The 23,967-nt window shown below is 35.7% G+C and carries 23 protein-coding genes, 1 riboswitch and 1 other annotated feature; of the genes, 16 read left to right on the top strand and 7 right to left on the bottom strand.

The window, feature by feature from the left end; genetic code table 11:
* Positions 1–30 precede the first annotated feature (30 nt).
* From M9426_RS02500 to M9426_RS02485, 4 genes are all read right to left on the bottom strand, one after another.
* Positions 31–1,242 carry a bifunctional 3,4-dihydroxy-2-butanone-4-phosphate synthase/GTP cyclohydrolase II gene (locus tag M9426_RS02500; protein ID WP_250342351.1) on the bottom strand — a complete coding sequence of 404 codons (1,212 nt, stop codon included), beginning with the start codon at positions 1,240–1,242 and terminating at the stop codon, positions 31–33.
* Positions 1,243–1,258: 16 nt separating this feature from the next.
* On the bottom strand, positions 1,259–1,903 hold the full coding sequence (locus M9426_RS02495; RefSeq protein ID WP_250342350.1) for a riboflavin synthase: 645 nt from the start codon (positions 1,901–1,903) through the stop codon (positions 1,259–1,261).
* A complete protein-coding gene (ribD, locus tag M9426_RS02490; protein ID WP_250342349.1) occupies positions 1,896–3,011 on the bottom strand; it encodes a bifunctional diaminohydroxyphosphoribosylaminopyrimidine deaminase/5-amino-6-(5-phosphoribosylamino)uracil reductase RibD in 1,116 nt (371 codons plus the stop codon). Before ribD ends, M9426_RS02495 begins: the two co-directional genes overlap by 8 nt.
* A 49-nt stretch (positions 3,012–3,060) precedes the next feature.
* Positions 3,061–3,173: riboswitch (FMN riboswitch) on the bottom strand.
* Between the two features lie 55 nt (positions 3,174–3,228).
* Entirely contained in the window at positions 3,229–3,765 is a 537-nt protein-coding gene (locus M9426_RS02485; protein WP_250342348.1) for a guanylate kinase, read from the bottom strand.
* A gap of 114 nt (positions 3,766–3,879) precedes the next feature.
* On the opposite strand from M9426_RS02485, the gene pyrB reads away from it, so the two are divergent.
* The 11 genes from pyrB (at position 3,880) to M9426_RS02430 (ending at position 13,497) form a co-directional block, all read left to right on the top strand.
* A complete protein-coding gene (gene pyrB, locus M9426_RS02480) occupies positions 3,880–4,791 on the top strand; it encodes an aspartate carbamoyltransferase (RefSeq protein WP_250342347.1) in 912 nt (303 codons plus the stop codon).
* Positions 4,788–5,219: an aspartate carbamoyltransferase regulatory subunit gene (locus M9426_RS02475; RefSeq protein ID WP_005957912.1), complete on the top strand. Its 432-nt coding sequence runs from the start codon at positions 4,788–4,790 to the stop codon at positions 5,217–5,219. Before pyrB ends, M9426_RS02475 begins: the two co-directional genes overlap by 4 nt.
* Before the next feature lies 1 nt (position 5,220).
* Entirely contained in the window at positions 5,221–5,922 is a 702-nt protein-coding gene (locus tag M9426_RS02470; protein WP_250342346.1) for a dihydroorotate dehydrogenase electron transfer subunit, read from the top strand.
* A complete protein-coding gene (locus M9426_RS02465; protein WP_250342345.1) occupies positions 5,912–6,817 on the top strand; it encodes a dihydroorotate dehydrogenase in 906 nt (301 codons plus the stop codon). The genes M9426_RS02470 and M9426_RS02465 overlap by 11 nt, the downstream gene beginning before the upstream one ends.
* A 292-nt stretch (positions 6,818–7,109) precedes the next feature.
* Positions 7,110–7,835, top strand: coding sequence for a DUF5058 family protein (locus tag M9426_RS02460; protein ID WP_148465681.1), 726 nt, complete (start codon positions 7,110–7,112; stop codon positions 7,833–7,835).
* A gap of 5 nt (positions 7,836–7,840) precedes the next feature.
* Complete coding sequence (locus M9426_RS02455) at positions 7,841–8,545, top strand: hypothetical protein (RefSeq protein ID WP_250342344.1); 705 nt, start codon at positions 7,841–7,843, stop codon at positions 8,543–8,545.
* Positions 8,546–8,547: 2 nt separating this feature from the next.
* Positions 8,548–9,471 (top strand): glutaminase A, encoded by a 924-nt coding sequence (gene glsA, locus M9426_RS02450; protein WP_148465685.1) that lies wholly within the window; start codon positions 8,548–8,550, stop codon positions 9,469–9,471.
* 98 nt (positions 9,472–9,569) lie between these two features.
* A complete protein-coding gene (locus M9426_RS02445; RefSeq protein WP_148465687.1) occupies positions 9,570–10,967 on the top strand; it encodes an amidohydrolase in 1,398 nt (465 codons plus the stop codon).
* A 186-nt stretch (positions 10,968–11,153) separates the two neighbouring features.
* Positions 11,154–12,110 carry a threonine ammonia-lyase gene (locus M9426_RS02440; RefSeq protein ID WP_250342343.1) on the top strand — a complete coding sequence of 319 codons (957 nt, stop codon included), beginning with the start codon at positions 11,154–11,156 and terminating at the stop codon, positions 12,108–12,110.
* Positions 12,111–12,120: 10 nt separating this feature from the next.
* Positions 12,121–13,302, top strand: coding sequence for a pyridoxal phosphate-dependent aminotransferase (locus M9426_RS02435; RefSeq protein ID WP_250342342.1), 1,182 nt, complete (start codon positions 12,121–12,123; stop codon positions 13,300–13,302).
* A 30-nt stretch (positions 13,303–13,332) separates the two neighbouring features.
* A complete protein-coding gene (locus tag M9426_RS02430) occupies positions 13,333–13,497 on the top strand; it encodes a hypothetical protein (protein WP_187360295.1) in 165 nt (54 codons plus the stop codon).
* 14 nt (positions 13,498–13,511) lie between these two features.
* Here the strand turns inward: M9426_RS02430 and M9426_RS02425 are convergent, their stop codons facing one another.
* The 3 genes from M9426_RS02425 to M9426_RS02415 form a co-directional block, all read right to left on the bottom strand.
* On the bottom strand, positions 13,512–15,227 hold the full coding sequence (locus tag M9426_RS02425) for a vWA domain-containing protein (RefSeq protein ID WP_250342341.1): 1,716 nt from the start codon (positions 15,225–15,227) through the stop codon (positions 13,512–13,514).
* Positions 15,217–16,128, bottom strand: a complete 912-nt coding sequence (locus tag M9426_RS02420; protein ID WP_250342340.1) for an AAA family ATPase — start codon at positions 16,126–16,128, stop codon at positions 15,217–15,219. Before M9426_RS02420 ends, M9426_RS02425 begins: the two co-directional genes overlap by 11 nt.
* An 867-nt stretch (positions 16,129–16,995) precedes the next feature.
* Positions 16,996–17,133 carry a putative holin-like toxin gene (locus tag M9426_RS02415; protein WP_005957914.1) on the bottom strand — a complete coding sequence of 46 codons (138 nt, stop codon included), beginning with the start codon at positions 17,131–17,133 and terminating at the stop codon, positions 16,996–16,998.
* A 95-nt stretch (positions 17,134–17,228) separates the two neighbouring features.
* Positions 17,229–17,392, top strand: a binding site (T-box leader).
* A gap of 37 nt (positions 17,393–17,429) precedes the next feature.
* On the opposite strand from M9426_RS02415, the gene serS reads away from it, so the two are divergent.
* The 5 genes from serS to M9426_RS02390 all read left to right on the top strand — a co-directional run bounded on the left by serS (position 17,430) and on the right by M9426_RS02390 (position 23,934).
* On the top strand, positions 17,430–18,716 hold the full coding sequence (gene serS / locus M9426_RS02410; RefSeq protein WP_060800467.1) for a serine--tRNA ligase: 1,287 nt from the start codon (positions 17,430–17,432) through the stop codon (positions 18,714–18,716).
* Positions 18,717–18,901: 185 nt separating this feature from the next.
* Positions 18,902–21,598, top strand: coding sequence for a cation-translocating P-type ATPase (locus M9426_RS02405; protein ID WP_250342339.1), 2,697 nt, complete (start codon positions 18,902–18,904; stop codon positions 21,596–21,598).
* A gap of 195 nt (positions 21,599–21,793) precedes the next feature.
* On the top strand, positions 21,794–22,444 hold the full coding sequence (locus M9426_RS02400; RefSeq protein ID WP_345779812.1) for an AzlC family ABC transporter permease: 651 nt from the start codon (positions 21,794–21,796) through the stop codon (positions 22,442–22,444).
* A complete protein-coding gene (locus M9426_RS02395) occupies positions 22,437–22,748 on the top strand; it encodes a branched-chain amino acid transport AzlD family protein (protein WP_148465697.1) in 312 nt (103 codons plus the stop codon). The genes M9426_RS02400 and M9426_RS02395 overlap by 8 nt, the downstream gene beginning before the upstream one ends.
* 178 nt (positions 22,749–22,926) lie before the next feature.
* Complete coding sequence (locus M9426_RS02390; RefSeq protein WP_250342338.1) at positions 22,927–23,934, top strand: CPBP family intramembrane glutamic endopeptidase; 1,008 nt, start codon at positions 22,927–22,929, stop codon at positions 23,932–23,934.
* The last annotated feature ends 33 nt before the right edge of the window (positions 23,935–23,967 follow it).

Raw genomic sequence — 23,967 nt, 5'->3', positions numbered from 1 at the left:
TTATTTTAAATTTTATTTTTAATTTACTAATTATTTGTTTGTATTAAATTCTGATAAGATGTGGTTCATCTTTTCTGCCTTAGTCCTCAAATAGAACTCGTCGTGTTTTGTTGAGTGAACTTCTATTGGAACTCTTTCCTTTATAATCATGCCAAACTCTTGAAGTGAATAGACCTTGTCTGGATTGTTTGTAAGAAGCCTTAACTCTTTAACACCAAGGTCCTGAAGAATTTGAGCACCAGTTGCATAATCTCTTGCATCTTCTGGGAAACCTAGAGCCAAGTTTGCCTCAACTGTATCCATGCCTTGGTCTTGAAGGGCATAGGCTCTGATCTTATTTACAAGCCCAATTCCACGACCTTCCTGACGCATGTAGAGGAGGATGCCTCTGCCTTCCTTGTCAATTTGGTTCATGGCAAGGTGGAGTTGGTTGCCACAGTCGCATCTTGAAGATCCGAAGCAATCGCCAGTTAGACATTCAGAGTGGACTCTTGTTAGGACGTCCATGCCGTCACCAATTTCTCCCTTGACAAGGGCAATGTGGTGTTCGCCAGTTACCTTGTCGATGTAGGCGTGGGCCCTAAAGTCTCCAAACCTTGTTGGAAGTTTTGCCTCAGCAACTTTTTCTACGATTTTTTCGTGTCTCTTCCTATAAAGAAGGAGCTCTTCAGTTGTTGTTATCTTCATGTTAAGCTCTTGGGCAAGTTTAAAGAGGTCTTCGCCACGCATCATGTGACCATCATCTTGCATGATTTCACAGCAGAGGCCAACTTCTTTGAGTCCAGCAATCTTCAAAAGGTCAACAGTTGCTTCAGTGTGGCCACGTCTCACAAAAATTCCATCTTTTTTTGCAACAAGGGGGAACATGTGACCAGGTCTTCTAAAGTCTTCTGGCTTTGCATCATCTTCTGCAAGTTTGTTGGCAGTTAGGGCTCTCTCCCAAGCTGAGATTCCTGTAGTTGTATCTACGTGGTCAACGGAAACTGTAAAGGCAGTTTCGTGGTTATCAGTATTGTCTGCCACCATTTGATTTAATTTTAACTTTTCTGCGTATTCCCTAGACATTGGCATACAGATTAGGCCCTTGGCAAGGGAAGCCATGGTATTTAGACTTTCGCCAGTGGCAAACTCTGCTGCCTGAATCATGTCACCTTCGTTTTCTCTGTCTGGCTCGTCAGTTACTATAATGATTTCGCCCTTTTTAAGAGCTTCAACAACTTCTTCAATAGAATTAACTTTCATTTTATCTCCTCTCAATTTAAAAACCATTTTCTAATAAAAATGATTCAGTAATTTTGCTTTCACTTTTTGCATTTACAAAATTGTAGACATAGCGACCAATGATGTCGGTCTCAATATTAATCATGTCTCCAACTTTTTTATTTATAAGATTGGTGTCCCTAATAGTTGTTGGAATAATTGAAACTTCAAAATATTTTTCTCCAACCCTTGAGACAGTAAGACTTATTCCGTCAAGGGAAATGGACCCCTTGGGGGCAATATATTTAAAATTATCAGAGTCAAACTTTATCCTGTAGACAATTTCATTTCCATGGTTGAGGATAGAAATTATTTCGCCAAGTCCGTCAACATGGCCTTGGACTATGTGGCCGTCAAGTCTCTTTGAAGGACTCAGGGCTCTTTCAAGATTTAGCTTTTCTCCTCTTTTTAAATTTTTAAAAGTTGTGGACTTTATTGTCTCTACCATTACATCAGCCTTGTAAAAGTCCTCGCCTAAGTCTGTGACTGTGAGGCAAACGCCATTTGTTGCAATAGAATCGCCTTTCTTTGTTCCCTCCAAAACTTTTTTGCAGGAAACTCTCAAGCTGAAAAGGTCGCTTTCTTTTTTAATATCAGATAGGCTGCCAATTTCTTCTATAATTCCTGTGAAAATTTTAATCACACCTTCCAGTGACTAGTATGTCATCAAATAATTTTTCGCACTTCATGTCCTTAATCCTAATTGCATCCTTAAGCTGGTCTATTTCAAGATCACCTATGGCAGGTATTCCCTTGGACCCAAGGAGGATTGGGGCTATGAAGAAGTAAAATTTATCAACTAAGTTATTTTTTAGCATTTCTGCATTCAATGTTCTTCCACCTTCAAGTAGGATAGAAGAGATGTCGTAGTCCTTTAATTTTTCCATAAGGTCTTTGAGGTCAACCTTCTTGTCTTTGTCCTTACAAATTATGACTTCAACATTTTTCATAGACTTTAATTTTTCTAACTTATCCTTGTCGCAGGATTCTGTTGTTGCTATTATTGCGATTGAATCTAAGTCATCTCTTAGGACCTTTGCATCAAGGGGAATCCTCAAACTTGAATCTGTGATAATCCTTATGGGATTATTTTTATATTTGCCATGACGGGTGTTAAGACTAGGATTATCTGCAAGGACTGTTCCAATCCCAACCATTATTGCATCAAGTTGACCCCTAAGTTCATGACCGTGGGATCGTGAAAATTCTGATGTGATCCACTGGGACTCGCCAGTCTCTGTTGCAATTTTTCCATCAAGGGACATGCCAGCCTTTAGGACCACAAAGGGTCTCTTATTTTTTAAGTAAGTGAAGAATCTTTCATTTAGGTTTAAACATTCTTCTTCGCAAAGGCCTTCTGTAACAGAGATGCCTGCATCTTCCAAAATTTTTATTCCCCTGCCAGAAACTTTTTCAAAGGGGTCGGCTGTTCCAATGACAACTCTTCTTATTCCTTCCTTTACAATTCTCTCAGCGCAGGGAGGAGTCTTCCCATAGTGGGAGCAGGGCTCAAGGTTTACATAAAGGGTTGCACCTCTTATGTCTTCGCCACGAGATTTGGCATCTAGGATGGCATTTACTTCTGCATGGTTTTCGCCAAACTTTAGGTGGGCGCCTTGGCCAATTATCTTGTCATCTTTTACAATTACGCAGCCAACAAGGGGGTTGGTCTTTGTCTTGCCAGTTCCCTCTCTTGCAATTTCAAGGGCACGTTCCATGTAAAAGATATCGTTAAAATCTTCTAAATACATTAAATCACCTATAAAAAAAGAGCCCATGCAGGGCTCAAAAAATTCAAAAAATTATCTTCTTTCATCCAGACTATACTGTCGGTATTGGAATTGCACCAATTCAGCTTTCGCTCGCGGACTTTTACCGCCGGTGAGGAATTGCACCTCGCCCTGAAGAGTTTTATTAACTTATAAATTTATAATAACACTAGAAATTAAATTGTCAAGAAAAAGTAAATCATTTTCCTTCCTTGATATTTTTCATTAGGCTAATGACATCTTCAAAGACAGAGTCTATGTCCCTGTCGGCATCAATGATGTAGTCAGCGTAGGGGTCAAGGTCTTCTAAGACATCAAGCCTCTTTTCTATATCATTTTCATTGTCGTGCCTCTTTATCATCCTGTCCCTCAAAGTATCCCTTGAGCACTTTAGATAAATTGATTTGGCATTTTCAAATTCTTTTTTTATAGATATGACGCCTTCCTTGTCGACAACAATTACACAGTCCTTGTCCTTGTTGTTATTCTTTTCAAGGTCTTCCTTTAAAGTTGAGTAGTAGTTGCCTACGTAGCAAGTTGTCCCAATAAATAAATTGTCCTTGTCCATCTTCTTAAAAAGCTCTGAGTCAATGAAGTTATAATCCATCCCATCAACTTCAGAGATTCTTGGTTTTCTTGTAGTGTAAGTAATAATTTTTTCGATTCCGTGTGAAGTCAAGGCATTTCTTATAGTAGACTTGCCTGAGCCAGAGTGTCCTAGTATTAAATAAATCATAATTGCTCCTTAAATTTTAATTTATTAAAGTATAACATATTTTTTCTATTATACTTTACAATTATAAAAATTTGAAGTAATATGGAAAAGATAAAATATTAGATGGAGGTTAGGATGAAACATTTAATTGAGCCACTAGATTTTACAACTGAAGAATACGAAGAAATTTTTAGACTAGTTGATAACATTATCGCAAATCCAGGTGATTATTCTCACGTTTGCGACAATAAGTTATTGGCTAGTCTTTTTTTTGAGCCTTCCACTAGGACGAGACTATCCTTTGAGACTGCCATGCTAAGACTGGGAGGACAAGTAATTGGTTTTTCTGACGCAGGTGTAAGCTCATCGACAAAGGGAGAGACCCTACTTGACACAATTAGGGTTATAGAAAATTATGCGGACATTTGTGCTATGCGACACCCAAAGGAAGGGGCAGCCCTTATGGCATCAAAAGCTGTGAAGACCATGCCAATTATTAACGCAGGAGATGGGGGACACTTCCACCCAACTCAAACTCTTGCAGACTTAATAACAATTAGGCATTACAAAAAGTCCTTTGACAATTTGACTGTGGGACTTTGTGGTGACTTAAAATTTGGAAGGACAATTCACTCTCTTGTCAGAGCCCTTAATCGATATAAAAATGTGAAATTTATTTTTATTTCGCCAGAGGAACTCAAGATGCCAGATCCTTTTAAGAACTTTATAGACGAAGAAAACTACACTGAGACTAGGGACCTTGTAAGCGTGATTGATGACTTAGACGTCCTCTACATGTCAAGGGTTCAAAAGGAAAGATTTGTTTCTTCAGACGAGTATGAAAGATTAAAGGACTACTACATCTTAACTGAAGAAAAATTAAAAAATGCGAAAGAAGACATGATTATCCTTCATCCTCTACCAAGGGTAAATGAAATTGCTCCTGAAGTGGATAAGGACCCTCGCGCAGTTTACTTTGAGCAAACAAAATTTGGAATGTATGGTAGGATGGCGCTTATCATGAAACTTTTGGAGGCTACAAAATGATAAATGTTTCAAAAATAAAAAAGGGAATTGTACTTGACCACATAGAAGCAGGCAGGGCGCACGTTCTTTATAAGGCTCTTGAACTTGACAAGGTTACTGATGCAGTTGTACTTATGCAAAATATTTTCTCAACTTCCATGGGCAAGAAGGACCTAATAAAAATAGAAACAGATTACAACTTGGACTTCACAGTTCTAGGACTAATTGCTCCTCACACAACAGTAAACTTTATTGAAGATGGGGAAAGGGTGAAAAAAATTCGCATGGAATTGCCAGAGGTTGTTGAGGATGTCTTAACTTGCAAGAATCCAAGATGTATCACAAACTCTGAAAGAGAAATACCAGGCCACAAGTTCTTCCTATACAACAGAGACAAGAAGGAATACAAGTGCGAATATTGTGATACAGTAACCACATATGGAGAATGATATGGCAAAGATAATAGAAAATATTAACGTGTGCAAGGACTACTTCATACTGAGGACAGACCTAGATGTAAAAGTTTATCCAGGACAATTTTTTATGCTAAGGGCCTGGGATTCTTACCCAACTCTTTCAAGACCGATTTCAGTTTATGATGTCACAGAGGGAGTTGACTTTCTCATCGAAAAGAGAGGAGAGGGGACAAGGATACTTGAAAAATTGCAAGCAGGCGACGAGATAAAATTGTTTGGTCCCTTTGGCAATGCCTTCTACGCCAACGTAGATGAAGTTGCCCTAGTTGGTGGTGGAGTTGGAGTCGCTCCCTTCCACTATCTAATTAAGGAAATTCAAAAACTTAAACCAAATTCAAAAATTACTCTTTACATTGGAGAAAGAGAAGAGCTGGAACTTGAAAATGCCTTTAAGGATATTAGTTGCGACATAAAGATAAAAAAAGGCGGCTTCATAACAGATATAATTGATTTTGAAAACCACGATTTGATTTACACATGTGGGCCAGAAATTATGATGAAAAAAGTTGTCGAACTTGCAAAAGCTCATGACATAAGGACCTATGTGTCTCTTGAAAAGAGAATGGGATGTGGAGTGGGTGCCTGCCTATCATGTTCTTGTGAAACAAAAAAGGGCAGAAGAAGATCATGCAAGGAAGGACCAATATTTAAGGGGAGTGATTTAATTGACTTCTAGGACTGAAATAGATTTAGCAGGAATAAAATTAAAAAATCCAATAATAATGGCAAGTGGTACCTATGGATTTGGAGAAGAGTTTAAAGACTTTTACGATCCAAAAATTTTAGGGGGAATTTCTTCTAAGGGAATCACAAGGCATCCCAAGAAGGGAAATGATGGCATAAGAATTTGGGAAACTCCTTCAGGAATTTTAAACTCAATAGGACTTGAAAACCCAGGAGTTGAAGAATTTGTTAAGTCAAAAATCCATGACATGAATAAACTTGGGACAGAAGTCTTCGTCAACCTTGGTGGGAATACCATTGAAGAATATATTGAGTCAGCAGAAATTTTAAATGACTATGACTTTGCAGCCATTGAATTAAATATTTCTTGCCCCAACGTCAAGGAAGGTGGCATGGCCTTTGGCATGGACAAGGACTCTGCCGCAAAAGTTGTTAGAGAAGTTATGAAGGTTACAAACAAAAAAGTTTTTGTAAAACTTTCTCCTAATGCTGGCGATATTGTTGGCATAGCCAAGGCAGTGGAAGCTGAAGGTGCAACAGGTCTTTCTCTTATAAATACAATTCTTGGCATGGCAATTGATTTAGATAGAGAAGAAATTCCCTTTGACAACACTTACGCAGGTCTATCAGGTCCAGCAGTAAAGCCAATTGCCTTAAGGATTCTTCATCAAGTTGCAAAAAATGTAGATATTCCAATAATTGGCATGGGAGGAATTTCAAACTACAGAGACGTCCTTGAATTCTTAATGGCAGGAGCAACTGCAGTAGAAGTTGGAACTTATAACTTTATGAATCCAAATGGAGGAGCAGAAATTATCTCAGATCTTGAAAGATATTTGGAAGAAAAAAATAAAAATGTAAATGACTTTATAAAAAAATTAGTTTAAAGATTATAAATTTTAATTTCAGGACTCCTGAGTAGGGAGTTCTTTTTTGTTGTTTAAAATCTTAAAAATAATTTTTGGGTGACAAACTTTAAAAAAAATCTAAATTTATATGATTTAATTAAACAAAGTTTTTACAATTACACCTTATTGGTGCAATAAATTATTTTACTAAAATATAGTTTAACTTTAAGCACGAAGTTGGATATAATAAGAGTATATTAATTCAGTATAAACTTCTTACATATATGGAGACTTACTGATTTAATAAAAATTTTTTAAAGGAGATGAGTTTATGGATTTATTAAGTATTCTAAATTCAAAACCCCTATACTTATTAGTGGGTATATCACTTGCAATTATTTTTGGAATGTGTATCTTTTTTTGCAAGAGGGCAATAAAAAGAGCAGGAGAGCTTAATATTGGTAAAGACAAAATAAAATCAGTAATAAGAACTTCAATAATATTCTCAATTGTTCCATCAGTTTCTATCATTATTGGTCTTATTACATTAGCACCAATCCTTGGAGTGCCTTGGCCATGGTTTAGACTTTCAGTAGTAGGATCACTTCCTTACGAACTTATGGCAGCTGACTTATCAGTTAAGGGAGCAGGCTTTGAAGGCTTTGAGGATTTCTTATCTCATGGAACTCCAGAAGTTATTGGAGCAATTATGTTTGTAATGAGTATTGCTATTATGGCAGGTATGATCTTTAACATTGTTGCACTAAAAAGAGTTCATACAGGTGTACTTAAGGCTGGAGAAAAAGATACTCCTTTTGTTGACCTTGCCTTATCAGTTCTTGTAGTTGGTATGATGTCAGTGTTTGTACCAGTTCAATCAGTTAAGTCAAATATTCATTTACTTACAATTATAGTTAGTATGCTTATTACAGTAATTTGTTCAAAGATTGCTACAAAATACAAGGTCACTTGGTTAAACGACTTTACAATGTCCTTTGCCCTTGTTGGAGCAATGGCAGCATCAGTTATTTTTACTAATATGGGAATAGGAGGTTAATTATTATGATGTCAAATTATATGAAAAATACTTATAGATATGGAATCATTGCAACCCTAATAGCAATGGGTCTTATGTTGGGTATTCCTGCAGTAATGTGTACAATTTATGGAATGTGGCCACAGTGGTCTCTTATAGCATCTGTAGCAGGTCCCTTGATGGCACTTTTTGTACCAACAGCTTTGGCAGAACAACTTTCTATGATTCCAATTGGTGGTACAACTTGTTATTTAAATTCAATTCTTGGTAATGTTATGAATATCAAATTCCCTTGCTACTTATCAGCAATTGCTACAGTTGATGCAACTCCTGGCACAGAAGAAGCTGACGTTATGGGAATGATAGCAGTCACAGTTTCAGGAATGGTTTCTATGATAACAGTAGTTCTTGGTGTAATTCTTTTAGCACCACTTAAACCAATCCTTCAAACAGAAAGTGTTGCTATTGCAACTAACTATATCCTTCCAGCTCTATACGGCTCAATGGGGATTTCTGCCTTTATATCAAAGGGTGCTGGTTCAAAATACAAGGCACCAAGAAAGCCTCTTATAGCTATAACATCTATCCTTATAGTTTATGCCTTTAACTTCCTAGTAATGCCAATTGCAGGTAAAGAAGGCTACGCTATGCTTATTATGCTTGGAGTAACTTTATTAATTGCTTACCTTTACTACAAGTCAGGCATAGTTAAGTTAGAAAAGAAGGATTAATTATGAATATGGACAAATTTTTAGATTCAGTTATTGAATATGGAAAAAATTTTACAAGCCAAGGAAAACTTGTAGACTATATAGAAATTTTAAAAGACGCAGACAAAAATAACCTTGGTGCCTGCATAATCGACAAGGATGGAAAGGTTTATGAAGCAGGAAAGTCTCGTGAAGAATTTGCAATTATGTCAATTGTAAAGGTACTGCTCTTTGAAATAGTTCTAGAAAATTATGAACTTTCTGAAATCAAGGAATACATGAGGATGGAAGGCTCATCTAAAGCTTACAACTCCATACTTGATTTGGAAGCAGAAGCTGGGAAACCAGTTAATCCTTTTATAAATTCAGGAGCAATTACATCGGCTTACTTAATTTATAAAAAGTTTAAGGAAAAGTCCGTTGAAATCTTAATGAATAGAGCGAGACTGGTAATGGATGATGACAGCTTAGACTACAGTCAAACCCTACTTGATACAGCAAGAACTGGTGGAGAAAACAACTTAGCTCTTGCTTGGATTCTAAAAAAACATGGAACAATTGATAGGTATACTTCTGTAGAGGATGTTATAAATTTATACAATCTTGCTTGCAGTATTATGGTTAACACTAGAGACCTTGCAGTTTTTGCTTCTATGATTTCTAAAGATGGAAAAAATTTAGAAGGAGATCAAATAATTAAGAAGGAGAACGCAAGAATCCTTAGAACACTAATGGCAATTTGCGGAACTTATAACTACTCTGGTGACTTTGCAATAGACATTGGACTTCCTGCTAAGAGTGGAGTAGGTGGAGGCATCATGGCAACAACTAACAAGGGATTTGGAATTTGTACATTTTGCCCAGGCCTAGATTCCTTTGGAAATTCTGTTGCAGGAGTAAAGATGCTAGAAAAAATTTCTAAGGAGTTAGACTTAAACTTCTATTAAATTTTACAAGTTTAGTTTGTTTAAAAAGTTTAAGAGTTTATAAATTCATATAGAAGAAATATTAATGAATTCATAGATAAAATTTTAAGGAGAAAGAAATGGATAGATACGATAAAGAGCTTACAGAGCTTGCGAAAAACATTTGGGAATATGCTGAAATTAAGTGGAAAGAATTTAGGTCCATTGAAGCTCAAAAAGAAATTTTAAAAAAATATGGTTTTAAAATAAATGACAACTTGGCTGACTTGCCAACAGCTTTTTCTGCAGAGTATGAAAGAGGCAGTGGAGTTACTGTTGGATTTTTAGGCGAGTTTGATGCCTTATCTGGACTTTCACAAGTTGAAGACTTGGCTGAAAGAAAGGAAAAAGTTGATGGAGCTTGTGGTCATGGTTGTGGTCACCACCTATTAGGAACCGCATCAATAGGTGCAGCTTTGAAGCTAAAGGACTACATGGATGAAAACAACTTGGAGGGCAAGGTAGTTTACTTTGGCTGTCCAGCAGAAGAAGGTGGAAGTGGTAAAGCCTTTATGGCAAAGGCAGGCTGCTTCGATGTAGCTGATATTGTCATAGCATGGCACCCTTTCAATGGAAATGCAATTTTCACAGGATCCCTACAAGCTAACAAGCAAGTTTATGTTAGGTTTAGGGGTAAGGGAGCTCATGCTGCAGCATCTCCTCACCTAGGAAGATCTGCCCTTGATGGACTTGAGCTTGTTAATATTGGAGTTCAATTTTTAAGAGAACACATGCAAGATTTTGAAAGGATTCACTACTCAATCATAGACCCAGGATCAGCATCACCTAACGTTGTTCAACCTTATGCAGAAGGACTTTATCTACTTAGGTCAAAGGATACAGAACACGTCAATAGACTTTACAAGAGATTTGAAAAAATTGTTGAGGGTGCAGGACTAATGACTGAAACTGAACCAGAAATAATTTTTGATAAGGCTTGTTCTAATGTAATTCCAAATCCTGTAATTGAAGAAGAGCTCTACAAGGCCTTCTTGGAAGAGGGACCAATTGAATTTACAGAAGAAGAATTAAAATATGCAGAGGATTTTATGGCTACCTTCCCAGAAGAAAATATTGAAAGTGAACAGACTCTTGTCTATGCAGTAGATAAAGTTGATGAGTTAGCCTACCTAAAGGATCACATCCTTTATGATAAGATTTTGGACTACAAGCATTCCGATGAGTTGGGAATGGGGTCATCTGATGTTGGTGACTGCTCTAATGTTGTGCCAACCGCACAAATTATTACAGCTTGCTTTGCAATTGGAACAACAGCTCACTCTTGGCAAGAAGTTGCTCAAGGTAAGTCTTCCATGGCGATGAAGGGAATGCTAAAGGCATCTAATGTTATGTCAAGAGCTGCAAGAAGCTTTATAGAAAATCCTGAACTTGCTAAGAAGGCTCACGAAGAATTTATAAAGGTGCGTGGAGAAAAATTCATCTCACCACTACCTGATGGAGCAAGACCAAGAATGTAAGTTAATAAAAATATTTTTTAGGTCTCTACGGAGGCCTTTTTTATTTTGATTTGATGTTCAAAAATTTTTTCTTCAATAAATTCTTTTATTTATCTTAAGAGGCAATATCATTTTACAAATTCACTTTAGCATATTATAATATCAAAAAAGGCTAGACTATATTTTTTATTTTATAAAGGAGTCAAAATGGATTATAAAAACGGATACAAGGAAACCATAAAGGCTAGAGAAAGAATAGGGGATTTTATTTATGAAACTCCCCTAATAAGACTTAATTATATTTCTGAAATGCTTGGCACATCTGTCTATGCAAAACTGGAAAATATGCAAAAGACAAATTCCTTCAAGATTAGAGGTGCCTTAAATAAAATTAGAAAGCTTTCTGATGAAGAATTAAAAAAGGGTGTTGTCACAGCTTCTAGTGGAAATCACGGCAAGGGGATTGCAACTTGTGCAAAAATGTTAGGCATACCAGCAAAGATTGTCTTGTCAGATACTTCTACTGAAGCCAAGAGACAAATGATAAGAGACCTTGGTGCAGAAATTGTAATCACAAGCGTTGAAACAAGATTTGAAGTTGCAAAGGAAATTTCTGAGAAGGAAGGCATGACCTTCATCCATCCTTATGACGACTTAGATGTCTCTGAAGGACAAGGGACTATTGCAGTTGAAGTCTTAAACAAGATGGACAACTTGAAGATGATTGTTCCCATTGGTGGTGGCGGACTAATCTCTGGCATTGCCATGTATACTAAGGGAGTTTCAAAAGGATCCGAGGTAATTGGAGTTGAACCAGAAAATGTTGCAAGGTATACTTTATCACTCAAAGAAGGTGAGCCAAGTCAAGTTAAGAGGGGAGCAACTCTTGCTGACGGACTTCTTTCTGTTAAGCCAGGAGATCATGTATTTCCTCTTGTAAGAGATCTTGTTGACGATGTTGTAACTTGCCAAGATAAAAATATTAAAAAAGCTTTAGATTTATTGTATAATAAAGAGAAATTAATTGTTGAGCCATCTTCTGCCATAGGCCTTGGTGCAATTCTTGAAGGCAAAATAAAATATGATGACAATGACAAGCTTGTTCTCATTATCACAGGCGGTAATGTAGAAGGCAGAGCAATTGAAGAAATTATAAATTCTTAGGGAGGAAATCATGAGAGATTTTATTTGTAGTAAGTTTAACAAGGTGGGACCATCTGGAATTAGAAAGATTAATGAAAAAACCCTTGAGATGGAAAGAGCCGGCAAAAAAATCTACCACTTTGAAGTAGGCAGACCAGATTTTGATACTCCAAAGATAATAAAAGATGCAACTATAAAGAGTATTGAAAATGGAGATGTTTTTTACACTTCAAATTATGGAATTATGCCTCTAAGAGAAGCTGTGGCTGAGAAACTTAGAAATGAAAATAATTTAGACTATACTGCAAAGGAAGTCTTGATAACAGCAGGTGCTAGTGAATCTATTTATGATTCTTATTCGCTAATCCTTGAAGAAGATGACGAGATTCTTTTACCAAACCCATGCTGGCCAAATTATGTTAACGCAGCTCACATTATGGGAGCAGTGCCTGTAAGATATAGCCTTGCAGAAGAAAATGACTTCCAAATTGATTTTGATGAGCTTGAAGGTCTTGTTACAGAAAAGACTAAGGCAATTGTAATTATTAACCCATCAAACCCAATTGGATCCATGTTCACACTAGAAACTTTGGAAAAGCTTGCTGACTTTGCAAAGAAAAAAGATATCCTAGTAATTTCTGATGAAATTTACGAAAAGATTATCTACGGAAACAAGAAGCATATCTCTATTGCATCTCTTGATGGAATGAAGGAAAGAACTATTACTATCAATGGCTTCTCAAAAACTTATTCCATGACAGGTTTTCGTCTTGCTTATGTTGCAGCGCCAGAAAAATTTATTAGAGTTCTAAATATCATCCACCAACACAACACTTCTTGTGCAACTTCCTTTGTTCAACATGGAGGTATCACTGCTCTTAAAGAAGGTGGAGATGCTTCTGAAGAAATGGTGAAGGAATACAAGAGAAGACGTGACTATATTGTTGAAAAAGTTAACTCCATTGAAGGACTTAGCTTAAACGCTCCTGATGGTGCCTTTTATGCCTTCATTAATATTAAGGGACTAGGAGTTTCTTCAGAAGAATTTTGTAACTACCTTCTTGATGAAGAATGTGTTGCAATTGTTCCAGGAACAGTTTTCGGAAGTGCAGGAGAAGGCTTTGTTAGATTTTCCTACGCATCTTCTTACGAAGATATAGTTGAAGGTCTAAACAGGATGGAGAAAGCTTGTAAGCATTTTTTAAATAAGTAAGCTATCTTGATTTTATAATCAGGTGAAAGAATGAAAAAATTTTTAGTAATTATATTAAATGTCCTTGTTTTTGCATTAGCGTCAATATTACTTCCAAGCTCTCAAAAAAGTGGAGATTTGATGTTAAAATTATTTTATTCAATAACCCTAGTAAAGGCAGGCTTTAATATAGAAAAGGCATTAAAAAAAGAGTAGGTTTCTCATTGAACCTACTCTATTTTATTTGCATAAGTTTTTAAAAATATCCCAACTACCTTGTGGAAGCGGGCGATGTCAGTTATATATGCGTAGTCATTTCCGTAAATCTTTTTGATGTTCATGCTTTCTGCTTCTTCGCCAGTGAAAACTCCAAAGGTGTTAATTCCCTTAAGCCTTGTCAAGAGGACTTCCTTTGAGGTGTCCATGACAGCTTCTTCGTCCTTGTAATTTTCTCCTGGCGTCTTTGATGCGCCAACTATTCCAATGTCAATTTCGTCAAAGGGAAGGCCATCAGTCAAGACAATTAAAAATCTTCTTGCGTCTCTATTTTTTGAAACCAAGTGTCGCATAAATTTTATTGCAAGGCCATCTCTGTTGGAGCCCGAAGGGGAGTACTTGAAGATGTCCTTATTTTTTATCCTTGGGTCATTGTAGTCCCTGTATTTTTTTATAACTAGATAATTGTAAAAGTTGTTGTATGAGAAGACCCTAGTTTTTATATTCAAAGAAGCTAGTGCCTCTGCAATGATAAAGGTTTCTGTTGCAAGAATTTCCTTTCTCTCATTTTGTGAAGCAGAGGAGTCCAAGAGGATGTCTACAAAAATCTCATTGGAGTCCTTCCTGTTAATTTTTTCGAAAATTCTATCTTCATTCAACTCTCTGGTCTTCCAAATTTCTGACGGAATAATTTTTCCAGAAGTGGATTTTAATATTTCATCTTCAGATTCCTTCAAGAGGGAATTTTTTATGACACCAGCAAGTTCTCTTATGGCACGAGAGTTCTGCAACTTGTTTCTTTCATAAAAGTTTAAGTTGTCAGAGTAATTTCCCATTTCTTCTTGAGCATAGTAGGAAGATTTGTTTTCAAATTCTCCCACAGGGAAGAAAAATTTTATTTCCTCGTGGATGCCAGTTGAAATTTCTTGGGTAATCCTATCAGCAGTGTGCCTTTTTATTTTTTCTATCCCGTAGCGTTTGACTAGGGCCTTGTAAATATTTTTGTCACCAGGCTTACTTACCAAGGCATCTTCTTCAACATTTATATCCCTGTAGTCGTCGTTAAAGAAGGTAAACTCTGCTGATTCAATGTTGTATCTCTCAAGAAAAGTGTTGTCCAACAAATTTTTTCTTTGATAAGGAGAATTCTTTTTAGAAGTGGAATTAGACTTAGCTTCTTTTTTAAATTCTTCGTAGGACTCTTCTGTGTCATGGGGAAGGTCCTTGTTAATGTGAAAATATTTTTTGAAAATATATCTTAAGAAGTCGAGATACTTAAAGGTGTCTCTTTTCTTAAAATTATAAATTTCTCCTAGCATCTCCTCTAAAACTCTTTGAACCTTGGGATATTGGCCTCTTTCTTTTCTAATGTAGCCAATTTTAAGTTCTGTGGTCATAATAATTTTTCGTCTGTTAGGATTTTTTAAGATTTTTTCATCGTGGTCATTTTTAAAATCCAAGGTCCCTGGTCTTTCTAAAATCATTTCTTTAGAAAAAATATTTTCCAAAACTAATTTTGAAATTTCCCACAAGTCCTTTTTGTTGTTTAATAAATTTACATACTTCTTGAAGAAGTCATCAAGTACATAAAAATCGAAATACCTAGAGGCATGACCAAGAAGGGCAGCCTCGTAGGAATCTTCAGGTTTAAGCGAAAAATTAAAAATATCAAAGTCATAGAAGTCTGATAGGGTCCAAAAAATATTTTTTAGCCTATTTTCATCCTTCAAAGAGATCAGCTCTTTCAATATTTTTTACAAAAAGAGTGTCGATGACGTCGTTGACAATTTCCTTTTCGTAGGAGTCGAAGGTCTTGTCGACAATGCCAAGGTCAAGGGACTCTCTTATGCCAAGCCCACGATTCATGAGCTCAATACTTGACATAAGTCCACGAAGGTCAATGGCCTTGGAAGAAATTTCTGAGTTAAGAGATTTATCTTGAAGGTCTAAAAATAATCTTGTGAAAATTTTTATGGCATCCTTGTTTAGTCTTGTGTTTTCTTTAAATAACTTGGCAAGGTCCTCTTCAGCAATAGTTGGCATGTCGATTACCAAAAATCTTGAGACCAAGGCTTCGTTAAGGTCACGAGTACCAATGTAGCCGTAGTTCATTGTGGCAATAAATCTTGTTGCGTCGTTTAGCATAAGTCTGTCGTAGCCAGAAATATCAAGAACTCTTCTGTAGTCAAGAGTGGAGTGAACAACAGAAAGGGCTTCGTTCTTTGCCATATTAATTTCGTCAAAGACTGCAAAGCCGCCTTCTTCTGCTGCTTCATAAACTGGTCCCTTCTTAAGAGTTACCTCGTTGTTCTTAAAGGTATCAGATCCAATTAAGCTTGATGGGTCTGATGCAATGTTAAGTGAAACTGTCCAGAGGGGTCTCTTAAATAGATAGGCCAAGTTTTCTGCCAAAACATTTTTGCCCGTTGCCTTTGGTCCAGATAGGAGGATGTTATCGCCAGATAAAATTGCAGCGATAGCCTTCTCCCAAGTTTTTTTGCCGTAATATTTGTATTTTATATTTGGAATTCTATATTCAAAATCTTTATTCAAATCATGTTTTTCTATAAATTCATCTACTCCGTCAAGTAGATCCTTTGAAACGCCTTGTGAAAGTAAAAACTCTCTCATTTCATCACCTCTTGCCTATTATAACAAAAAGTAAAATTATGTGTGGGAAATAAATTTTGAAAAAGATTGTTTTATTGTTATAATGTAAGAAAGTATAAAGGAGGATTTATTATGGCTTTTACTTCTAAATCACTTATTGCTTTAATTTTAGGTTTTGGAGTTTACATAGGAATTTTTGTACTTATAATCTTGGCAATCCTTGCCCTCATAAAGTATCTTAAAAAATAAAAATCTTGTGTTGTAATGTAAGAAAGTATAAAGGAGGATTTATTATGGCTTTTACTTCTAAATCACTTATTGCTTTAATTTTAGGTTTTGGAGTTTACATAGGAATTTTTGTACTTATAATCTTGGCAATCCTTGCCCTTATAAAGTATCTTAAAAAATAAAAAAAAGCCTAGCAGCCTTTAAAAATAAAAATCTTGTGTTATAATGTAGATAAAGAGGACACCGTTAAAAGCGGTCGCCCTACAAGGTTATATTTCTATACCACCAGTAGTTGCGATACAGGTGGTATTTTTATTTCCTAATCTTTTTTATAAAGTGTTAGGATGGCGATTATAAGTGTTAAAATTTTAAGCATAATACTTAGAATATCATAGTCACTCATAATTGCACCTCCCAATAGTTAAATTGGGCGACCACCATCTGCATGTCCTCGACTACATTATACATATTTTATAAAACTCCATCAATTAATAAATTGGTAAGACTAAGTCATAAATAAAGAAAAGGCCTTGCAGCCTTTAAAAATAAAAATCTTATGTTATAATATAGATAAAGAGGACACCATGTAGATGGTCACCCTCAATGACTAAATTTTAATTAAGCCATCTGTAGTAGTGATACAGGTGGCTTTCTCATTTCTTACTTATCTTTTCTAATGATAAGGGCTATAAGTGTGCCAAAAGCAATCATTAAAGACAAGGTCTCAAATATACTCATAGCACCACCCCCTCCCTTTGGAAGGGTAACCATCTGTATGTCCTCGTCTACATTATACATATTTTTTAAAACTCCATCAATTCATAATAATAAAATTACTTTAAAGTACAAAAAGCTTGAACTTATTTTTACTTATGTTATAATAAAAAAAACTAAAAAAGGCGATAATTGAGAATAGTAATTTTAAAAAGTTTTTAAGAGAGCAGGTGGCTGGTGAGAACCTGTAAAATTTTTAAGATGAATCCACCTCATAGTCTATGAAATTTTAAGTGAACCATTTGGTTAATTAGGGTGGCAACGCGGGTCTCTCGTCCCTTTAGGGATTGAGGGGCTTTTTTTATTTTAAGGGAGGATTTATGTTAGACATTAAATTTGTAAGAGAAAACCCAGAAGCAGTTAAGGAAAACATCAAAAAGAAATTCCAAGATGATAAACTTCCACTAGTTGATGAAGTTATAAAAATTGACGAGGACCTAAGAGCTGCAAAGACTAAGGGCGACAATCTTCGTGCAGAAAAAAATCAAACTTCAAAAGAAATTGGTGGCTTCATGCAAAAGGGAGAAAGGGATAAGGCAGAAGAAGCAAAGAAAAAAGTTGCTGAAATCAATGAAGAGATAGCAAATCTTGAAGCTGCTGAAAGAGAACTTGCTGAAGAACTTAAGAAGAGGATGCAAGTTATTCCACAAATGATGGATGAAACAGTGCCAATAGGAAAGGACGACAGCGAAAATGTTGAGCTTGAAAGATTTGGCGAACCAGTAATTCCTGACTTTGAAATTCCTTACCACATTGACATCATGGAAAGCTTTAACGGAATTGACCTTGACTCTGCAAGAAATACATCAGGTGCAGGTTTCTACTACCTAAAGGGAGACATTGCAAGACTTCACTCTGCAATCCTAGCTTATGCAAGAGACTTTATGATTGATCGTGGATTTGAATACCACATCCCACCATTTATGATTAGATCAGATGTAGTTACTGGCGTTATGAGTTTCGCAGAAATGGAAAACATGATGTACAAGATTGAAGGCGAAGATCTTTATCTAATTGGTACTTCCGAACACTCAATGATTGGTAAATATATAAATACAATTACTCCAGAAGAAGATATGCCTCTTGCACTTACTTCTTATTCTCCTTGCTTTAGAAAAGAAGTTGGAGCTCACGGTATTGAAGAAAGAGGAGTTTATAGGATTCACCAATTTGAAAAACAAGAAATGGTTGTAATTTGCAAGCCAGAAGAATCTAAGGACTGGTATGTAAAATTATGGCAAAACACAGTGGACTTCTTCCGTTCACTAGACATCCCTGTAAGAACTCTTGAATGTTGTTCTGGTGACTTGGCAGACTTAAAGGTTAAGTCTCTTGACGTTGAAGCCTTCTCACCAAGACAAAATAAATATTTTGAAGTTGGATCATGTTCAAACCTTGGCGATGCTCAAGCAAGAAGACTTAACATCAAACTTCGTGGCAAGGATGGCACATACTTTGCCCACACATTAAACAACACAGTTGTTGCACCGCCAAGAATGTTAATTGCCTTCTTAGAAAACCTACTTCAAGAAGATGGCAGCGTAAGAATTCCTGAACCACTACAAATGTATATGGGTGGAATGACAAAGCTAACTCCAAAGAAATAAAAATAATTTATTAAGTCTTATTCATTGTTTTAAAGAAAGTAATTTGATATAATTTATTCACTTAGGGGAGTAACTTTTAAATTTTCAGTCGTCATTACGGCATTGCCCGGCTGGAAAGCTTATTATGTAAGTATGTGAGACCGATGTAACAGTCGGTCTCTTTTTTGTATTATAAAGGAGGAAGTATGGAAAAAAATTGGTATAATCAATCCCCCGACGAAGCCCTAAAAAATCTTTCAACAACTAAAGACAAGGGACTAAGTCAAGATGAAGCCAAAGCTAGACTTGAAAAATATGGGGAAAATGCTCTTGCAGCAGAAAAGAAAAAATCCTTTGGAGAAAAGTTAAAAGAACAAATCCTTGATCCAATGATTATCATCCTAATGGCAGCAGCTCTTGTATCAGCCTTCAATGGCGAAGCCCTTGATGCAGGAATAATTATTGCCATTGTAGTTGTCAACGCCTTTCTATCAATCTATCAAGAAGGTAAGGCAGAAGAAGCTATTGCAGCCCTACAAAAGATGTCATCACCAAAAGCCAAGGTCATAAGAGATGGTGACCATATAGAGGTTGACTCCAACACACTTGTGCCAGGAGATATTATCATCCTTGAAACAGGTGACATTGTCCCAGCTGATTTAAGACTAATTGAGTCATCAAACTTAAAGATTGATGAGTCATCCCTAACTGGTGAATCAGTTCCAGTAGAAAAGGAAGCTTCTGTAGTCTATGATGGCAAGATGGAAATTGGCGACAGAGAAAACTTGGCTTACTCCTCAACTATTGTAACTTACGGTAGGGGAATGGGACTTGTTATAGAAACTGGTCACGAAACAGAAATTGGAAAGATTGCAACTTCAATTGCCACAGTTGGAGATGAGCAAACTCCCCTTCAAAGAAAACTTGCAAAGTTATCCAAGACTCTTGGTATTTTAGTTCTTGTTATTTGTGCCGTGGTTCTTGGAGTTGGCGTACTTTATAAGCACGACCCAAGAGAAATGTTTATGACTGCAATTTCCCTTGCAGTAGCAGCAGTGCCAGAAGGACTTCCAGCAATTGTAACAATTGTACTTTCAATTGGCATGGGCAAGATGGCAGAAAAAAATGCCATTGTTAAAAAACTTTTGGCAGTAGAAACTCTTGGAACAACTACAGTAATTTGTTCTGACAAGACTGGTACTCTTACACAAAATGAAATGACAGTTGTAAAAGTATTTACTGACGGACATGTTTACGATGTTTCAGGAACTGGTTACTCTCCAGAAGGTGACGTAACAAGAAAAGATGCAAAAGTTACAATTGAAGAAGACGAAAACCTTAAAATCTTATCTTCTATTGCAGCCTTAACTAATGATGCAAAACTACAAGTTAAGGGTGGGGAAGCATCAATTATTGGCGACCCAACTGAAGGTGCCCTTCTTACTTTTGCAGAAAAAGCAGGAAATGGACTTAAGGAACTTTACAACAACTTTGATAGAATTGAAGAAATTCCTTTTGACTCTGATAGGAAGATGATGACAACCTTCCACGACAAGATTTTAGATGACATAACATCCTTTACAAAGGGAGCACCAGACGTTGTTCTTGATAGATGTAGCAAAATCTTAATTGATGGAAAAGAAGTAGACCTTGATGATAAATTAAGAGAAGAAATTTTATCAAAGAACAGTGAGTTCGCAAGATCTGCCCTAAGATGTCTAGGTTACGCTTATAGAAAACACAAGGACATGCCAAATGAAATCACATCAGAAAATATTGAAAAGGATATGGTTTTTGTTGGACTAACAGGCATGATTGACCCTTCAAGACCAGAAGCAAAGGCAGCAATAAAAGAATGTAGGACTGCAGGCATAAGACCAATTATGATCACAGGTGACTATCTTGAAACAGGTCTTGCCATAGCAAAGGACCTTGGCATTGCCACATCAGATGACCAAGCAATCATGGGCAGGGAACTTAACGAAATGTCTGAGGAAGAACTTAGAGAAGTTGTAAAAGAAAAATCTGTCTTCACGAGAGTCTCTCCAGAAAACAAGGTTCAAATCGTTACAGCCCTAAAACAAAATGGTCACATAACAGCCATGACTGGTGATGGTGTTAACGACGCCCCAGCAATTAAAAAGGCAGACATTGGTATTGCCATGGGTATAACAGGTACTGACGTTGCAAAAAATACTGCAGAAGTAATTTTGACAGACGACAACTTTGCAACAATTGTAAACGCAGTTGAAGAAGGAAGAATTATCTATTCCAACATCAAGAAGTTCGTTGCTTATTTACTTTCATGTAACCTTGGGGAAGTTTTAATAGTATTGATTTCAATCCTAATGAACCTTCCAGTGCCACTAATTCCAATTCAATTGTTGTGGCTTAACCTTGTTACAGACTCCTTCCCAGCTCTTGCACTTGGAGTTGAAAGAGGAGAGGCAGACATAATGAATGAGCCGCCACGTGATCCAGACGAGCCAATCCTTGACACAGAAATAAAAATCACTGTTGCAATTCAATCTATTGCAATAACAGTTGCCACACTTCTAGCATATTTTGTTGGACTTAAGTGGTATGGACAAGCTGAAGGGCTTGGACACGCAAGGACAATGGCATTCTCAGCATTAATTATTTGTGAACTTCTAAGAGCTTACACATCAAGATCAATTGACAAGACTGTATTCGAAATTGGAGTCTTCACAAATAAGAAGTTAGTGTTTGCAACTTTATTCTCCTTCTTACTAATGCTAGTAGTAATTTATGTACCAGTATTAAACGATGCTTTTGGACTTATGGACTTAGGACCAAAAGAAATCGCAGTAGTAATTGGCTCATCACTTATCCCACTAGTTGCAGGAGAAATCCAAAAGAAAGTAAGATTTAAGAAAAAATAAACTTTAAAAGACTGACCTACAGGGGTCAGTTTTTTATTGGAAAATTTTATAGGCGATGAAGTTAAAAAATTATAAGAAGCTTGTGAAAAATATAAAGAAATAAAACTGAATAAAAAATTTTTAACATGTTATAATATTTACTAATTAATTTTAAGGAGGGAAGAGATGATAAAAAATTAAAAAAAGGTTTTTCCAATTACAATTCCAATTTTAATTTCCTTTTTATTTATTGGACTTAGCTTTGGGATATATACATCTTCCTTTGGATATGATTTTTGGATGCCACCATTGACATCAGTGGTAATCTTCTCGGGCTCAATTCAATTTGTAGTCGTTGAAGCCATGCACTCAGGCATGGACATTTTGTCCTACATCTTAATAATTGCCATGATGAACATAAGGCACTTTTTCTATGCCCTAACATGTCTTGGCAAGTTTAAAGGTCTAAGTGGGAAGAGAAAAACTTATGCCTACTATGCCCTTTGCGACGAAGCCTATTCCATGATAATGGGAACAAAAGTGCCAGATGATATGGAGAAGGAAGATTTTTATCTTTCAATTTTAATCTTGCTCCAGTCCTATTGGTTTATAGGCACAATCCTTGGGGGCATCCTTGGCAACTTTATAAATTTCGAAATCCAAGGAATAGATTTTATCTTGACAGCCCTCTTCCTTGTAATATTTTTGAGCCAATGGAAGCAAGTGGAAGATCACTTCCCAGCCCTTCTTGGGCTTGTGGCTTCGATCTTAGCTTTGATAATCTTTGGAGAGAACTTCATTCTTCCTGCCATGATTATTATCTTGCTTGTCCTTTATCTAGCTTACAGGAGGGAAAGAAATGACTGAAATGAAATATATTTTTCTCGCTGGTGGAATAACAATTCTTGCAAGGTTCCTTCCAAGAATTATTTTTAGGAAGAGAGAACTCCCAGGCTTCATAGCCTATCTTGGAGAAAAGCTTCCCTACTCACTAATGGGACTCCTTCTAATCTTTTGCATAAGAGGAGTGGACTATACAAATTCAAGCGAAGTCTTGCCATTAGGACTTGCCTTCGCAGGGATAATCTTGTCCTTTAAGTTTTTGAAAAATTTCTTGCTCTCAATCTTTCTTGGGACAGGTATCTACATGACATTAATTTATTTTTTGTAAATGACAAGTAACGAGCGAAGAATAAAAATTAAAAATTAAAATTTGAAGAAGAGACTAATTAAATTTAGTCTTTTTTTATTGGAAAATTTTATAAAATCTTGACAAATTTATTTAATGGGCTTATAGTGTAGATATAAAGTATATACACTTAAAATTAAATTAAGGAGTTGAATAGATTATGAAAAAAGATCTAAAAATTTTTATTGGAATATCATTTATTATTCCATACCTAATGGGATTTGCCATTTATTACTGCAAGTTACACGAGATAAGCACAAGTATTTATCCCTTATTTCAAACGTTTATGCCATTTCTAGCTGTAATAGCCTTGTTATACAAAGAAGACAAAAGCATTATAAAGGTTTTTCCATTTAAAATTTATATATTTACAAGTATTGTTATGTTTGTATTTGCTATAGTAAATATTTTTTATCCAAACTTTGATAATTTTTCAGATACCATAATTTTAATGTCTGCTATTGCAATGATAATAGCTATTTCAACTATGGACAAAGATCTTAAAAAGAAATTATCTCTAAATAATCCAAATAAAAAATCAACTTTACTTATGTGCTTACTTTTTATAATTATATATTTTTTGAGAACTTTTTTAGGTTATGTATTGCAAGGGGAAACAAATGAATTTTTTAAAATTTTAAATCTAAAGAGTTTAAAAATTTTCATTTCAATTTTTATTTTTTCTTTTTTAAATATTATGCCATTCATAGGAGAAGAATACGGTTGGAGGGCATACCTAGCACCAAGGCTAAAAGAAATTTATGGCATTAAAAAATCTATTTTAATGACAGGTTTTATTTGGGGAATTTGGCACTTGCCTCTTAACTTATTTTATTATTCAGATGGAGTTTTGACATCACAAATTTATTCCATACTTGTACAACTTGTATTTTGTATATTTATAGGGATATTTTTAACTTATTCTTACAACAAGACAAAGTCAATCTGGGCTCCTGTTATGATTCATTATTTAAACAATAATCTTGCCCTACTATTTGTCACAGATTTATCTAAAGATATATTTTCTGGACAACATTATGATTTAAAAGAAACTTTATTTTCAATAGTAAGTTCAATAATATTATTTGGAATTTTCATATTTTCAAAGTATATAAAGGATGAAGAACTTTGGGAAAAATCTGTATATGAGAAAATTAAGGAGTCTTAATTGTTTTGTGCTTTCTAGAATTATTACAGTATT

Source organism: Peptoniphilus genitalis (genome assembly GCF_023614525.1).
Classification (GTDB): Bacteria; Bacillota; Clostridia; order Tissierellales; family Peptoniphilaceae; genus Peptoniphilus_A; species Peptoniphilus_A genitalis.
This window is presented reverse-complemented; position numbering and strand designations above follow the sequence as displayed.